Raw genomic sequence first — 14661 nt, 5'->3', positions numbered from 1 at the left:
GAGGATTTCAAGACCGAGCTTGATGCCCACCACCATCAGACCGACAATCGATGAGACGACCTTGATGTGAACCAACAGGCGTGATCGCCTGAGGAGGCATTCAAATGAGTCCCTCATCGCCACTCATCTTGCAGGACCGCGCGGCCGCCGGTCGACGTCTGGTGGAGCCGCTGCTCCAATACGCGCATAGACCCGATGTCATCGTCCTCGCCTTGCCCCGGGGCGGGGTGCCGGTAGCCTATGAAGTGGCCACGGCCCTGGAGGTTCGGCTGGACCTGATGCTGGTGCGCAAGCTGGGCGCTCCCTCCAACGAGGAGTTTGCCCTGGGCGCCATTGCCAGCGGCGGCATCCAGATCCTCAATGACTATGCGCTGCGGGCTCACCCGATTGATCAGGCCACGTTCGATGGCGTGGTCGCACGGGAAACCCGGGAGTTGTTGCGGCGTGAGCAGGCTTATCGGGGAGCCCGCGCGCCAGTGCGGCTCAAGGACCAGGTGGTGATCCTGATCGACGATGGCCTGGCGACAGGCGCCTCGATGATGGCGGCGATCCAGGCGGTGCGTTTGCAGGCACCGTCGCGCATCGTGGTCGCCGTGCCGGTCGCTCCGATCGAGACGGTGGAGGCATTGCGCCGTGAAGTGGATGAGCTGATCTGTCCGGTCGTCCCGGATTGGTTCATGTCGCTCGGCCATTGGTACATGGATTTTTCCCAGACGTCCGATGCAGAAGTGATCAAGCTGTTGCAACAGGCCTGGCAGCGAGAGACGGGCATCGAGTAACCACGGACCCGTTCTGGTCGAGGCAGTGTCGTCGTACAACGCTGTATGGATCTTCCTTGGCATCCCCTTTACAAAATACAGGGTTATCCGCCCATACAGCCCACCGCGCTCTGCACGAAATTGCCCTTTAAACGGGAAATCTTTGAGACGAGCGGCGTTTTATTCAGATTGACAGCCGGGGCCTGATCTCGATATAAAAAGCACAGTTGTACGACGACAGACGATCATTCGACTGTTCATCTTCTAAAAATAAAAAAGTGTCGACCCGCCCATGAATCCAGCCCGCTTACCCATCCTCCTGCATTTCACCTTCAATGGTTCGAACCCTGGCTGCTTCCCTCGCCATGCAGCCGGCCTGTTGCATCGTTCTGGCACTGCTCCGCGACCCGATTGATCTCGCCTGAAACGAGAAATCATCAGCATAATCCAACAATAAAGTGATGCTATGAATCTGAACGAGCCCCTCATCCCGCAACGAGTCGGCCAGGCCGTCGGCAAATACCGCTGGACCATTTGCGCGCTGCTGTTCTTCGCCACCACGGTCAACTACCTGGACCGCCAGGTACTGAGTCTGTTGGCGCCGGATCTGTCGACGCAATTTGGCTGGAGCAATACCGACTACGCCAACATCGCCTCCGTCTTTCAGTTTGTGTACGCGATTTCCATGCTGTTCGCCGGCCGGGTGGTCGACAAGATCGGCACCAAGACCGCCTATATCGTAGCGATCGGCATCTGGTCGACCGGTGCGATCATGCACGCCTTTGCGGTGCCGATGGGTGAGGGGATCGGCGCCCTGAGCAGCGCGTTGGGCCTTGCCGTCATCCCGGTCTCGATTGCCGGCTTCATGCTGTCGCGCGCAGTGCTGGCGATCGGCGAGGCGGGCAACTTCCCGATCGCGATCAAGGCCACCGCCGAATACTTCCCGAAGAAGGAGCGCTCCTTCGCCACCGGTATCTTCAATTCCGGGGCCAATGTGGGCGCGATCCTGGCACCGATCTGCGTGCCGCTGATTGCCGCCCTGTGGGGCTGGGAAGCGGCGTTCATCGTGATCGGCGCGCTGGGCTTCGTCTGGGTGGCGGTGTGGATTGCGCTGTACCAGAAACCGGATCAGCAAAAACGCCTGTCGGCGCAGGAACTGGCTTATATCCGCAGCGACCAGGGCGCACAGGCCGTAGAGAGTACGCACTCGGGCGCCACCGCAAAAAAAGTATCCTGGTTCAAGCTGCTGACCTACCGCCAGACCTGGGCCTTTGCCTTTGGCAAATTCATGACCGACGGCGTGTGGTGGTTCTTCCTGTTCTGGCTGCCGACCTACCTGTCGGCGCAATACGGCATGAAGGGCCAGGCCATCGTGCTGCCGCTGGCGGTGTTGTACACCATGACCATGGTGGGCAGCATCGGTGGTGGCTGGTTCCCGAGCTATTTCATGGCCCGCGGCGACGCGCCCTATGACGGTCGCATGAAAGCCATGCTGGTGATCGCACTCTTCCCGCTGCTGGTGTTGCTGGCGCAGCCATTGGGTTACATCAGTTTCTGGGTGCCGGTGCTGCTGATCGGCGTGGGCGCCTCCGCGCACCAGGCGTGGTCGTGCAATATCTTCACGACCGTGTCCGACATGTTCCCGCAAAAATCCATCGCGTCGGTGGTTGGCATTGGTGGTATGGCGGGCGGCCTGGGCGGCGTCGCGATGACCAAGTTAGGCGGCTGGGTGTTCGACTATTACAAAACGGTCAACGATATCCATACCGGCTACATGATCATGTTTGCCATCTGTGCGTTGGCCTACCTGGTGGCGTGGAGCGTGATGAAAGTGCTGGTGCCGCGGCATAAGGAAATCACCGATCTGTAGAGGGTCGATTGGCTTGGCACTGATGGGGCGCAGTGAAAACGGCGCCTCATTTTTTAATGCCTGTCGACTAAGCTACGAACTTGATTTGCGCGACCAAATGATCGACAACCGCCAGCAAGCGAGCGTCGGATGGGCGGCCGTCGTCCACAGTTGCGCCATGGCGTGCCCCGGTATTGAGGCAAAGGATGTTCATCTGGAACATGGTCGGCGCGCTGATCCTGGTTCCGGCACTGGCACATTTTCTGCTCACGCCGAAGGTGAACCCATAATCGCTCGATGGGGCTCGCCACCGAGCCTGGATGAATAACCAAAAAAGCCCTTTACGAGTAAGCACAGGCACCGGATGATCTTGCACCAGCGCACGCATCAGCCCGACAAAAAAACAAGATCAGGTGCCTCTATGCTTCTTGAGCAGGCGTTGTTAACCGATGTCAGCGGCAAGCCGATACAGCAGCATCACAAGAATTTTTCCACTGAGTGGGATGAAATCAGCCACTGGTCGGATCGCGTCTATATGCCCTATCGGGTATGTCCGGTAGGGCAGGCCATCAAGCCGCACGCCAGCATGCACTCATCGAGGATCGGCGAACTGACGCTGACGCGGTTTGCCTATGGCGTGGCGGTCAGCATCGACGATTTTTCCCCCGATGCCGGGAACGCGCTGCTGCTCACGACCGTTCGCGGCAATGCCCGGCACTGGGCGCAGCGTTCGGTCACTGAAGATACCGCGGTGGGCGAATCCTTTATTGCCAATTGCAGCCGGGTCGATTACCGGATCGACCTGGACCCGGATCACCTGCAGCTGAATCTGACCATTCCCCATGCCGTGCTGGAGCGGATGGCGCAGCAGTGGTTCGGGTTCGTCCCCGATGACCGGTTCTGGCAACACAAGTGCGTCATCGGCGGGGTCGGTTCGAGTTGGTTGAGTCTGCTCGAGTACAGCGTTCGCTGTGTGGCCGAGGCTCCCGGGCACATGGCCGAAGGGCGCATGGGCGCGCACCTGGAGCATAATCTTTGCGTGCACTTGCTGCAGGAATGGGCTAGCCGCGCCGCACGGGCGGGGCTTGATCTGAGCAGTCCGATGAACCGTATCGCTCCGCGTTATGTCAGGGCTGCCGAAGAGTTCATGAGTGCCAATGCCGCGAACCTGCCGACGCTCGCAGAGGTGGCCGGCGCGGTCGGGACCAGTGTGCGGTCATTGAGTGGTGCCTTTTCGCGGTTTCGCGGCATGACCCCCGGTGCATTCTTGCGCGAGCAGCGGTTGCAGGGGGCTCGTCGGGATTTGTTGGCGACCGATCCGCATTCGGGCACGACGGTGGCGGTCATCGCCTCTCGATGGGGGTATCTGAACCTGGGGGAATTTGCCGGGATCTATCGCAGGCGGTTCGGTGAACTGCCTTCGCACACCTTGCATCGCCGTCTGCGCTAGCCTGTGACGCAAAAAAAAAGGGCACCGCAAGTGGCGTCCATCCCACCCGCTCGGTGCCCCAAAAAAAAGCCGGTTATTCGTCTCGGGTCAGAACAACCACAACAATCGCAGGTTGACCCGCTGCTGTTCCTTGAAACCGTTGTCGACCGATACGTCCTGGCCGTAATTGAGCAGGGCCTGGAAGGTGGGGGTTATCCAGTAGGACGAGCCAACCCGGTACTTGCCGGTGTCGGGTTCATCGTTCTGGTCCTGGCCGTCGATGCGGGTCTCTCCACCCCAGAGTCGTGAGGCTCCCACGTGCACCGACAGCTTTGGCGTTACCGCGTATCTGAGGTAGGTCTGGGCTTGCCATAGTGGCTTCTGGCGCAACGTCAGGCCTTGGCTGGTTAGGTCGTCATTCTTGTCGAACAGCGTCACATCCGCGGTGAGGTCCAGGGACAACCTTTCAGTGAGGCCGGTGACATAGCCCGTTTGCAACGTCAGCTTCCAGCGGTTTTCCCCCAGGTTCAGCGCATCGTTGCGGTCATAGTGGCCGGTCGGCACGTACAGGTAGGGGGCAATGCCCCAGTAACGGTTTTTCGCCGGGTCATTCACCAGCCACAGGGTGCTCGCCAGGATCAGATCGCCGACGCCATCGGCTTGTCCCAGGGCGTCGTTGTCGCGTTTGCCTTCCAGGCGGCCGAAGGGCAACAGGAACTGGGTGTTGATCGTATAGTCACCCAAGGTCTGGTAATGCGCGACGCGCAAGATGCCGATCTCGGAGTCGAGAGCGGCCTTGATCGGCACCTTGTGCCCGTCACTGTATAGCGAGCGCCGCTGCGTATCCTGCAGGTAAAGCAGGCCGATAGTGCTGCCGGCTGGAAGCGCCGCGGTGTATTCGCCGGCGTCCACATCGATGGCGTGGGCGTTGCCCGCCAGGGCCGCCAGCGCCAGGCCGGCGCCGAAAATTGAAGTGCCAGGCACGCGTGTCAAGGGCCGAACGCGCGCAGGGGTATCTGTGGAGATCTCCATGAGTCACCTGTTTTGTTTTTGTTGTTTTTGTGGAGGGAGAGTGTTCGTGCGCCATCGCCTGGAGCCCCAGGGCTCACATGGGAACTGAACGGCGTCAGTGAATGGCTCAGCGGGTCAGATAGCGGTAGGCAGCCGTTTCGAAACCCAGATAGCCAGAGACCGAGATGGGATCGGCGAACGGCAGTATCTGGGTGGCCCAGAAACCACCGATGCCGTTCTTGCGATCGATCCAATAGAACAGATTGGCCAGGCCAGCCCAGGCCAGAGAGCCCGCCGGGCGACCGGTGTGCGCATCCTCGTCATTGATCATGAAACTCAGCCCCCAGGACTTGGGCATGCCCGGGAAGAATTCCACGGTGTTGGTGAGGCTCGGGATAACGCCGGGCAGGGCTTTGATCTTCAGGTTGTCGAGGCCGTTTGTTTCCGCCAGGCGAATCGTCTCCGGTCGCAGGATCCGCCCATGATCGCCTTGTCCATCGTTCAGCCAGGCACGGATAAACCGACAATAATCCTGCACGGTCGAATACAGGCCATGGCCTCCCATATGCACTTCGGGATCCTGCGGCAGGATGAAATCCTCGAGTACGCTCAGCGATCCATCCACTTCACGCTGGTGCAGGCAAGCTCGCCGCTGGAGCATCGACGGGGTCATGGTAAAGGCGGTATCGGTCATGCCCAGCGGCTCGAAGATACGCTGCTGCATGACTTCGCCCAGGCGCTGTCCGGTAATGGCCTCCACTACCAAGCCGGCCCAATCCAGGCTGGAGCCGTATTCCCACTGTTCTCCGGGCTCGAACAGCAGGGGTGTTTGCAGCGACGCCAAAGACGCGCTGATGATGCCGGGCAGTCCCTGTTCCCGGGCCAGTCGGTTGTAGTCTTCGTTGAAGAACTCATAACCAAAGCCTGCGGTATGAAGCAGCAGCATGCGGGTGGTGATGGGGTTTTTCGGCGGGCGCAGGCGAGGGCTGCCGTCGCTGTCGAAGCCCTCGAGTACCTGCCGTTCGCCGATCATCGGCAGGTAGTCCCTGGCGGGCGCATCGAGATCCAGTCGACCTTCCTCGACCAACTGCAGCACCGCCGTGGCGGTTATCGCTTTCGTCGTGGAAAACATCGCGAAGACGCTGTCGGTGGTCATTTCCCCGACTTGACCGAGTGTGCGTTGGCCCGAAGCGCCTTCATAGACCAGGCCGTCACGCCCGGTGATGGCGGCGACCACGCCAGGCACGCGCAGCGGTCCAGCGGTGACGGTATCGAGCACGTGGTTGAGTGACGAAGTAAGACCTGTATTCATTATTCTTATTCTCCCTACACCCCTCCATGGACCGGCTGGCGCTCATGGCGAGGTGTGCAGTGGTAGGACTGGCTGGCCCGACGTGAAGCGCTGTCGTCGTGGCCAGTGGAGAGTAAGAACATGCAATCAGGGCGTCTGTCGGTTGCCAGCAGAGGGTGTCGGAATCAGGCACTTATTTAAATAGCGGGCGGGTGAGGCGAAGCGAAAAAACGGCTCAGGCAAAGATCCCGAGCAAAATCGTTGCCAGAATCACCGTCGAAGCACCACCGATGCGCGTGGAGATCTGCGCGAACGGCATCAGCGACATGCGGTTGGACGCCGACAGGATCGCCACATCTCCGGTGCCGCCCAGGCCGCTGTGGCAGCAAGTGACGATGGCCGATTCGATGGGGTACATCTTCATCAGGTTGCCGATAAAGAAGCCGGCAACCGTCATCGAAACCACCACTGATACACAGACCAGCACATAGCCGAGCGAGAACACTTTGACCACGCTGTCGAGCGGGACATAGAGCATGCCCAGGCCGATCATGACCGGCCAGATGAAGGCCGCGGACACCAGCTTGTAGAAGGTGTTGGCGCCTTTCTCCAGCTTTTCCGGCAGCACCCGCATGTACTTGAACAGCACGGCCGCGAGAATCATCATCACCGGGCCGGGAATGCCCACGACTTTTTCCAGCAGACCGCCGAGGATGAAGAACGCGCAGATCACCAGCACCCCGGCACCCATGATCCGGAAGTCGACCACCGAGCCGGTGTCTTCCTTGACCTGGAATTTATCGTTCTCGGCCTTGACCCGGATCAGCGAACCTTCGCCATTGAGGTGTGGACGCTTGAGCGCCAGCCGGGCCAGATAACCGGCGCAAATGATTGCGGCGATGTTGCCGACCACCGCAGCCGGCGCCAATTGCGCAACGTAGATATCCGGCGTCCCGCCGAGGATGGCCGAGTAGGCCAGCGACAGCGGCAGGATCCCTTCACCAATGCCGCCGCCAATGATTGGCACAATGATGAAAAAGAAGGTGTGGTAGAAGCTGTAGCCCACCAGTTTGCCCACGATCAGCCCGCTGCCCACGGCGGCCAGGGTGCCGACGAGCAAAGGGATGAACATCCGGATCATGCCCTGGACCAGAATGAAACGGCTCATCCCGAGAATGCTGCCCACCACCAGGCTCGCAATCACAAAGTATAAAAAGTTCGCCTCCTTCATCAGCATCTTGGTCGCATCGATCGTGGCGGGGCCGAAGAAGCCGAAGAACACCAGCACCGAAGGCAGCATCAGGCACAGGATGGCGCCACCGCCGATTTCCTTGAGGATGGGCAGGCGTTGCCCCATCTGGCCGAAAAACACGCCCATGGTCATGATCACGGCAAGGCCGCCGATCATGTTTTTCGGCAGGAAACCGAGGTGGGCCGAGAGAAAAACAATCAGGGCGATGCCAAGAAATATCGGTAGCGGGACCACGCCTATTTCATAGGCACACAGGTTGCGCAGGCGCTGACGAAACCCGCCATCACGGACTTCATCGAGGTTCAGGGGCTGCTCATAAGACTTATTCATGGGGCTCATTCCTCATGCTTGTTTTTATCGAGGATTCAAGGAAACGCACGGCTGACCGGTGACGGATCACTCGTCGGTAGAACGATGGTATCCTTCGCGAATTATGAGATAAACCGCGTAAGTATGAGGCGTATGAACACGAATCGTGATCAATTTCCCCTGCCCGAAGACCTGAAGGTGTTCCTGACGGTGGTCCGCAAAAATGGCTTCGCCAGCGCCGCGGAGGAGCTGGGTTTCTCACCGGCCTACATCAGCAAACGCATCTCGGTGCTGGAAACCACGCTCGCGACGCGCTTGCTGCACCGCACCACCCGGCGCATCGCGTTGACCGACGATGGTGAACGGGTGCGGGTGTGGGCCGAGAAGCTGCTGGGCGATCTTGACGATTTCCTCGGGGAAATCGCCGAGGCGCGGCACCAGCCAAGCGGCTCGCTGCACATCTGCAGCAGCTTCGGTTTCGGCCGCAATCATGTCGCGCCGGCCATCTGCAAGCTGTCGCAAACCTACCCGAAACTGGAAATGCGCCTGGACGTGTTTGATCGCGTGGTCGATATCGTCAGCGAAGGATTCGATCTGGAAATCCGCGTTGGCGATGACCTGCCGGGCCAGCACCTGGGCCGCAAACTGGTGAGCAATCGGCGGGTGCTCTGTGCCACGCCCGAATACCTGGCGCGGCGCGGCGTGCCGCAGTCGCTGGATGAATTGAAAGACCATGATTGCCTGGTGCTCAAGGAGCGCAATAACGCCTTCGGGGTCTGGGAGCTGACGAAAGACGGGCAGCAGGAATCGGTGCGGGTCAGCGGGCCCTTGTCCTCCAACAATGGCGAGATCGTGCTGGAGTGGGCATTGAGCGGTGGCGGGGTGTTGCTGCGCTCGATGTGGGACGTCAAGCCGATGCTGGAGCAGGGGCGCCTGGTGCAAGTGCTGCACCAATACACCCAGAGCGCCAATGTATGGGCGGTGTATCCGACGCGGCTCAGCCAGTCTGCCAAGTTGCGGGTGTGTGTTGAGTTTCTGGAGGAGTATTTTCGCGAGCTGTCCGTCGAGTGAAGCCCTGGCGATGCAGAACTTGCCTCGGGATTTGAGTACGCACCGATTACCTGTAGGAGCTGGCTTGCCTGCGATGAACCGGAGAGCGCCGCGGAGTGTCAGGTTTCCAGCGCTATCGTTGACGACCATCGCGAGCAAGCTTGCTCCTACAAGTTATCGTAACCAGGGATTTTCAGTCAGGTGCCGGGATTCGAAACCGCGGATCTGCTCGGCACGCTGCAGCGTGGTGCCGATGGCATCCAGACCGAGCAGCAGCGATTGCTTGCGCAGTTCATCGATCTCGAACGGGATCACCGTACCATCGGCCAGGCGGATGTTTTGCTCGGGCAGGTCGATGCTGATCGCCGCGGTCCGCGGATCGCTGATCACCTCCGCGATTTGTTGCAACCGAGTCTCGGACAGCTGAATCGCCAACACCCCGTTACGCTGGCAATTGTCATAGAAGATGCCGGCAAAGCTGGTGCCGATCAGTGCCCTGATCCCCACTTGCTTCAAGCCCCAGACCGCGTGCTCACGGCTTGAACCGCAGCCAAAGTTGGGCCCCACCACCAGGAACGCGGCGTCGCGCCAGGCCGGTTGATTGAGGATGAATTCAGGGTTGGGCTCGCCGGATTCCAGGAGCCGCAGGTCGAAGAACAGGCCCCGGTCCAGCCCCTTGCGGTCGATCCCCTTGAGGAACTGCTTGGGCATGATGACGTCGGTGTCGATGTTGGACGCCAGAAACGGCGCTGCACTGCCGGTGACCGTAGTGAAAGGTTGCATGCTTCAAGCCTCCAGGGCGAATGATCGAACGTCAGTCAGGTGACCGGTAATCGCCGCCGCGGCGACCATCGCCGGGCTCATCAGATGGGTACGCGCACCGGCGCCCTGGCGGCCTTCAAAGTTGCGATTGGTACTCGACGCACAGCGATCGCCCGGGGCAAGCACGTCGTCATTCATGGCCAGGCACATCGAGCAACCCGATTGCCGCCATTCGAAACCGGCATCGAGGAAAATCTTTGCCAGCCCCTCGTCTTCGGCCTGGTCACGCACCAGGGTCGAGCCGGGAACGATCATCGCCCGCACATGGGCCGCCACACGCTTGCCGCGCACCACCCGCGCCACGTCACGCAAGTCTTCGATCCGGGCATTGGTGCAAGAGCCGATGAACGCATGGCTGATCACCACATCGTTGAGCGGCATGCCGGGCTCCAGGCCCATGTAATGCAGGGCGCGCTGCATGCCCTGGCGCAGAATGAGGTCGGGTTCGGTGGCCGGATCGGGCACATGCCCGCCTATCGGCGCCGCCTGATCGGGGCTGGTGCCCCAGGTCACCATCGGTTCCAGGGCGTCGACATCGAGGGTGACTTCGCGATCGAAAAGGGCGCCTGCGTCACTGTGCAACGCGCGCCATTTGCCGACGGCCTGTTCCCACATTTCACCTTGGGGCACGCGGGGTTTGGATTGCAGGTAGGCAAAAACCTTCTCGTCCGGCGCCATGAACGCGCCGCGGGCGCCGGCCTCCACGGCCATGTTGCAGATGGTCATCCTGGCCTCGACACTGAGGGCATCGATTGCCGGCCCGGCGAATTCAATCGCGTAACCCGTGGCACCCGACGCACCGATCTTTTCGATCAGCGCCATGATGATGTCCTTGGAGGTCACACCGTTGGCGAGCACGCCGTTCACCGTGACGCGCAGGGATTTCAGGCGCTTGTAGACCAGGGTTTGCGAGGCCAGCAAGTGTTCGATTTCAGAGGTGCCGATACCGAAACCGAAGGCGCCCAACGCCCCGTAAGTCGTGGTGTGACTGTCGCCTGCGGCAACCACCATGCCCGGCAAGATAAATCCTTGCTCCGGGGCCACGACGTGTTCGATGCCCTGTCGCTTGTCGAGCACGTCGAACAGCTCGATGCCGAAGTCACGGCAGTTTTCTTCGAAATACGAAACCTGTCGGGCGCCACCGGCATCCGGCATCGTGGCAATGCGCGTCGGGGAGGTGGGGTTCACATGATCGATCACTGCCAGAGTGGCGGCCGGGCGCCAGACCTTGCGCTCGGCTTCGCGCATGCCGCTGAACGCTTGCGGGCTGGTGTATTCGTTGGCGACCTGACGGTCGATGTACAGCAGCACATGGCCCTGGTCGTCGAGGGAACAAACGGTGTGGCTATCGATGTGTTTCTGATAGAGCGTTCTGGGGCTGTTCATGGGGTGGGCTCATTATTCGTATTGTGCGAGATCACGGGATGCAACTTAACGACAGCATATTCATCGCGAAATCTGCATCAAGAGCTATAAAGTGATGGCGTTGCGCACGAATTGTGAATAATGAGTGGCGCGAAGAAGGGGAGGCGAGCGATCACCTGTGGCGAGGGCGCTTGCTGTGAGCGGGCTTGCCGCGATGACGGTGTGTCATTTGCCGCAGATGCTGAATGTGCCGGCCTCTTCGCGAGCAAGTCGAATCGTCGCACCGCCGCTCCCACAGCGGGATGCTCAGAATCAGGCATGCGCGGTGTTCTTGAGCCAGCTTTCAAACCGAGTCGCACCCAGGATCGGGTTATTCCCTGGCGTCAGCGACTGGTCGTTGACCGGCGCACCGAAGTACGGAACCGTGTCGTCCGAAACCGCCTGGCGTGGATCCTTGATGTGCTGCAGGTAGTCCCGCACGAACTCCACCAGCGGCCGGCGCTCGGGGCCGGCCACCTCTACAGTCTGGTTGCTTGGCATTTTCAAGGCGATGTCGGTCAGTGCGGCCGCCACATCGATCGACGCCACCGGTTGCAACGCGGAGGAAGTCAGGTGAATGGTGTCGCCGTCCTCGCGCCCCGAGAAGGCTATGGCACTGATGAACTCGAAGAACTGCGTGGCCCGCAGAATGGTGTAGGGAATACCCGATGCCTTGATGAGTTTTTCCTGGGCCATTTTTGCCCGGAAGTAGCCGCTGTCGAGCATTCGTTCGGTGCCGATGACGCCCAACGCAACATGGTGTTTGACGCCGTTGACTTTCTCCGCCGCCAACAAATTCTTCCCGGCCGTTTCGAAAAAGTGCAGCGCCGCGTGGTCTTCGAATGAGGGTGAGTTGGCCACATCGACCACCACGTCGGCTTCGTTCAGTGCGTCGAGCAGGCCTTCGCCATTGATGATGTTGACACCGGTACTGGGTGACGCCGCCAGGGTTTCATGCCCCAGCGCCTGCAGGTTTTTGCACAGCTGGCTGCCGATCAGGCCGGTGCCGCCGATGACGACGATTTTCATGGTCGGTTGTCCGTTGCGTTGGGTGCTGCATTCATTAAACACCCGCTCGGCGGGAACGTCGGGCGCACCCATGCGCGGACCGACAGGTGGTCGGAAGTCCGTGCTCCAGGTGGAATAAACCGCGGTTCTTTGCTTTAGTCCACCTGTGGCTGGCCCCTGTGCGCAGCGCCCCAACGCAGCAGCGAGCCCTGACGGGAGAATCCCATGAACCCTCGATTTTCACCTCCCTCAGCCTTGGTTGCCGCGCTCGCGTTCGCTGGCTTGTCCTGCGTCGAGGCTGCCGAATACACCCAGGTGAATGCAACCGCCAGCACCATTTCCTTCACCTATAAGCAGTTCACCTCGCGGGCTTATGGCACCTTTGGCAGGTTCCAGGCCACCCTCTATTTCGACACGCAAAACCTGGCTGCCGCCCACGCTGCATTGAGCATCGATCTCGACAGCATCGACGCCGGCAGCAGCGATGCCAATGAAGAGTTGCAGAAACCCGCATGGTTCGACACGGCGAGTTTTCCCGTGGCGACGTTTGAATCCAGCAGCGTGCAAGCCTTGGGTGACGACCGCTACCTGATCACCGGCCAACTCACGCTCAGGGGACTGACGCGTGTGGTGCAGGTGCCGGTACAGCTCAAGGCCGATGACGCCATCGGCATCTTCGATGGCCAGCTGACGGTCAAGCGCAGCGACTTCAATATCGGCGAAGGCGAATGGGCCGATGGGGTGGTGTCCAACGATATCAACATCCGGTTTCGCATGGTGGCGCCACAGCAGTAGGATCAGCGTGTTCATCCTCACCGGGTGACCCGCCCGGTCTTGCCAAAATACCCTGGCTTGGAAGAAAATGAGAGTCATTATCAAATAACTCCACTGGGCCGTCTTCCATGTCCTCCGTCGACCTCTCGCTGCAACACGCCGTGCGTACGCTTTACGAGGACCATCACAACTGGCTCTGCGGCTGGCTGCGCAAGCGACTCGGCTGTGTCGACCATGCGGCGGACCTGGCACAGGACACCTTCATCCGGGTGCTGACGCAACGCCGGCCGCCCGAATTGCGCGAACCGCGCGCCTACCTGAGCACGGTGGCGCGCAGCCTGATGATCGACCTGTTCCGGCGTCGGGCCGTAGAGCAGGCCTACCTGGAAACCCTCGCGCTGATCCCCGAGCCGGTCGCGTTCTCGCCTGAAACCCGCAGCCTGATCATCGAAACCCTGATGGAAATCGACAGGCTGCTCGATGGCCTGGGTGGTCGCACCCGTGAGATTTTCCTCATGGCGCAGCTCGACGGCTTGAGTTACGTGGAAATCGGTCGGCGGCTGGGCGTTTCCGTGACCACGGTAAAGAAGCATGCAGTGCGCGCCCTGACGCACTGCTTGCTGTTGGTCGAGGACTGAGCGGTGGCCCGTGCCCAATCCCTGGATCACGCGACCCTCGAGGCCGCTGCCCGCTGGTATGTCGATCTGCGTGGCGCGGTACCGGACGAGGCGCTGCGCGAGGCGCACCGGCGCTGGCTGGAGCGCGATCCCCGGCATCTGCAGGCCTGGGAGCGACTGGCTCGTCTGCAGGACACCTTTGAACAGGTCGCTCCGGGCATCGCTCGACCGGCATTGAGCAGCGCCCGGGCCAAACGTCGCGACGTGCTCAAGGTCTTGTCGATCCTGCTGGCGGCGGGCGGGGCAGGGCCCCTGGTCTGGACCACCACGCCACTACCGACTTTGATGGCCGACCAGCGTACCGGCACCGGCGAGCGGCGCCGCGTGCGTCTAAGCGACGGCAGCCAGCTGCACCTCAACACGGCCACTGCGGTGGACATTCGTTACGGCGAAAACCTGCGCGAAGTGCGCTTGCTCAGTGGCGAGATTTCCATTGAAACGGCGCACGACTCGCTGGCGCGGCCGTTCGTGGTGCACACTCGAGACGGCAGCATCCGGGCGTTGGGAACGCGCTTCGTCGTGCGTCGCGAATCGGATCGAACCCAGGTCGGTGTGCAGGAACATGCGGTCGAGGTGCGTTGTGCCAACCTGCCTGACCCAGCCGTGCGCGTGGACGCCGGACAGCAGTTGAGTTTTCGCCAGGACGAGGTCGGTCCCTTGCAGCAGGCCAACCCGCAGGCGGACGCCTGGACTCGCGACATGCTGGTGGTCAACGACTGGCGGATGAGCGATTTCATCAGTGAGTTGCAACGTTACCGTACCGGCCATCTGGGGTGTGATCCGGCGATCGCTGCACTGCGCATCTCGGGTGCCTTCCACCTTGGCGATACCGACACCATTCTCGACAATCTGACCTCGACCTTGCCGGTGCGCATCCGACGCTTCAGCCGTTATTGGGCGAGTGTGGAGCCGGCGTGAAGGCTTATCCGAATAAAATTTCACCCCGGGGGGTTATTGATTCGGATTCTCATTCGACTTGGTAGGTAGAGGCGTACATAGACGCCGCCATTGACTGCCACCGGGCGAA

13 protein-coding genes are annotated in these 14661 nt (G+C 60.7%); 7 read left to right on the top strand and 6 right to left on the bottom strand.

What is annotated here, in order from left to right:
* Positions 1-104: 104 nt before the first annotated feature.
* The 3 genes from J2W17_RS11565 to J2W17_RS11555 all read left to right on the top strand — a co-directional run bounded on the left by J2W17_RS11565 (position 105) and on the right by J2W17_RS11555 (position 4057).
* Positions 105-779: a phosphoribosyltransferase gene (locus J2W17_RS11565; RefSeq protein WP_307333677.1), complete on the top strand. Its 675-nt coding sequence runs from the start codon at positions 105-107 to the stop codon at positions 777-779.
* A gap of 445 nt (positions 780-1224) precedes the next feature.
* Complete coding sequence (locus tag J2W17_RS11560; RefSeq protein WP_307333675.1) at positions 1225-2628, top strand: MFS transporter; 1404 nt, start codon at positions 1225-1227, stop codon at positions 2626-2628.
* A gap of 400 nt (positions 2629-3028) precedes the next feature.
* Positions 3029-4057 (top strand): AraC family transcriptional regulator, encoded by a 1029-nt coding sequence (locus tag J2W17_RS11555; RefSeq protein WP_307333673.1) that lies wholly within the window; start codon positions 3029-3031, stop codon positions 4055-4057.
* Between the two features lie 87 nt (positions 4058-4144).
* On the opposite strand, the gene J2W17_RS11550 is transcribed toward J2W17_RS11555, so the two are convergent.
* The 3 genes from J2W17_RS11550 to J2W17_RS11540 form a co-directional block, all read right to left on the bottom strand.
* On the bottom strand, positions 4145-5068 hold the full coding sequence (locus J2W17_RS11550; protein WP_307333671.1) for a transporter: 924 nt from the start codon (positions 5066-5068) through the stop codon (positions 4145-4147).
* 106 nt (positions 5069-5174) lie between these two features.
* Positions 5175-6359 carry a serine hydrolase domain-containing protein gene (locus J2W17_RS11545; protein ID WP_307333669.1) on the bottom strand — a complete coding sequence of 395 codons (1185 nt, stop codon included), beginning with the start codon at positions 6357-6359 and terminating at the stop codon, positions 5175-5177.
* A gap of 214 nt (positions 6360-6573) precedes the next feature.
* The gene (locus J2W17_RS11540; protein ID WP_307333667.1) at positions 6574-7920 is read right to left on the bottom strand and encodes a 2-hydroxycarboxylate transporter family protein; all 1347 of its coding nucleotides are present in this window, start codon (positions 7918-7920) and stop codon (positions 6574-6576) included.
* 132 nt (positions 7921-8052) lie between these two features.
* Between J2W17_RS11540 and J2W17_RS11535 the strand changes: the two genes are divergently transcribed.
* Positions 8053-8970 (top strand): LysR substrate-binding domain-containing protein, encoded by a 918-nt coding sequence (locus J2W17_RS11535; RefSeq protein ID WP_307333665.1) that lies wholly within the window; start codon positions 8053-8055, stop codon positions 8968-8970.
* A gap of 153 nt (positions 8971-9123) precedes the next feature.
* Here the strand turns inward: J2W17_RS11535 and leuD are convergent, their stop codons facing one another.
* The 3 genes from leuD to J2W17_RS11515 all read right to left on the bottom strand — a co-directional run bounded on the left by leuD (position 9124) and on the right by J2W17_RS11515 (position 12204).
* The gene (gene leuD / locus J2W17_RS11525) at positions 9124-9732 is read right to left on the bottom strand and encodes a 3-isopropylmalate dehydratase small subunit (protein WP_307333663.1); all 609 of its coding nucleotides are present in this window, start codon (positions 9730-9732) and stop codon (positions 9124-9126) included.
* 3 nt (positions 9733-9735) lie between these two features.
* The gene (gene leuC / locus J2W17_RS11520) at positions 9736-11157 is read right to left on the bottom strand and encodes a 3-isopropylmalate dehydratase large subunit (protein WP_307333661.1); all 1422 of its coding nucleotides are present in this window, start codon (positions 11155-11157) and stop codon (positions 9736-9738) included.
* Between the two features lie 291 nt (positions 11158-11448).
* Positions 11449-12204, bottom strand: coding sequence for an SDR family oxidoreductase (locus J2W17_RS11515; RefSeq protein WP_307333659.1), 756 nt, complete (start codon positions 12202-12204; stop codon positions 11449-11451).
* 204 nt (positions 12205-12408) lie between these two features.
* On the opposite strand from J2W17_RS11515, the gene J2W17_RS11510 reads away from it, so the two are divergent.
* The 3 genes from J2W17_RS11510 (at position 12409) to J2W17_RS11500 (ending at position 14552) form a co-directional block, all read left to right on the top strand.
* Positions 12409-12978, top strand: coding sequence for a YceI family protein (locus tag J2W17_RS11510; RefSeq protein WP_307333657.1), 570 nt, complete (start codon positions 12409-12411; stop codon positions 12976-12978).
* Between the two features lie 107 nt (positions 12979-13085).
* On the top strand, positions 13086-13595 hold the full coding sequence (locus J2W17_RS11505; RefSeq protein WP_307333655.1) for a sigma-70 family RNA polymerase sigma factor: 510 nt from the start codon (positions 13086-13088) through the stop codon (positions 13593-13595).
* A 3-nt stretch (positions 13596-13598) separates the two neighbouring features.
* The gene (locus tag J2W17_RS11500; protein ID WP_307333653.1) at positions 13599-14552 is read left to right on the top strand and encodes a FecR domain-containing protein; all 954 of its coding nucleotides are present in this window, start codon (positions 13599-13601) and stop codon (positions 14550-14552) included.
* Positions 14553-14661 lie beyond the last annotated feature (109 nt).

The organism is Pseudomonas lini, assembly GCF_030812475.1.
Classification (GTDB): Bacteria; Pseudomonadota; Gammaproteobacteria; order Pseudomonadales; family Pseudomonadaceae; genus Aquipseudomonas; species Aquipseudomonas lini_A.
The sequence above is the reverse complement of the archived record's forward strand: the minus strand, read 5'-3'. Positions and strand labels throughout refer to the sequence as shown.

Coding starts and splice junctions, on each gene's coding strand:
- leuC (WP_307333661.1), bottom strand. CDS start 11,157: ATGAACAGCCCCAGAACGCTCTATCAGAAACACATCGATAGCCACACC.
- leuD (WP_307333663.1), bottom strand. CDS start 9,732: ATGCAACCTTTCACTACGGTCACCGGCAGTGCAGCGCCGTTTCTGGCG.
- J2W17_RS11540 (WP_307333667.1), bottom strand. CDS start 7,920: ATGAATAAGTCTTATGAGCAGCCCCTGAACCTCGATGAAGTCCGTGAT.
- J2W17_RS11505 (WP_307333655.1), top strand. CDS start 13,086: ATGTCCTCCGTCGACCTCTCGCTGCAACACGCCGTGCGTACGCTTTAC.
- J2W17_RS11515 (WP_307333659.1), bottom strand. CDS start 12,204: ATGAAAATCGTCGTCATCGGCGGCACCGGCCTGATCGGCAGCCAGCTG.
- J2W17_RS11535 (WP_307333665.1), top strand. CDS start 8,053: ATGAACACGAATCGTGATCAATTTCCCCTGCCCGAAGACCTGAAGGTG.
- J2W17_RS11510 (WP_307333657.1), top strand. CDS start 12,409: ATGAACCCTCGATTTTCACCTCCCTCAGCCTTGGTTGCCGCGCTCGCG.
- J2W17_RS11550 (WP_307333671.1), bottom strand. CDS start 5,068: ATGGAGATCTCCACAGATACCCCTGCGCGCGTTCGGCCCTTGACACGC.
- J2W17_RS11545 (WP_307333669.1), bottom strand. CDS start 6,359: ATGAATACAGGTCTTACTTCGTCACTCAACCACGTGCTCGATACCGTC.
- J2W17_RS11565 (WP_307333677.1), top strand. CDS start 105: ATGAGTCCCTCATCGCCACTCATCTTGCAGGACCGCGCGGCCGCCGGT.
- J2W17_RS11555 (WP_307333673.1), top strand. CDS start 3,029: ATGCTTCTTGAGCAGGCGTTGTTAACCGATGTCAGCGGCAAGCCGATA.
- J2W17_RS11560 (WP_307333675.1), top strand. CDS start 1,225: ATGAATCTGAACGAGCCCCTCATCCCGCAACGAGTCGGCCAGGCCGTC.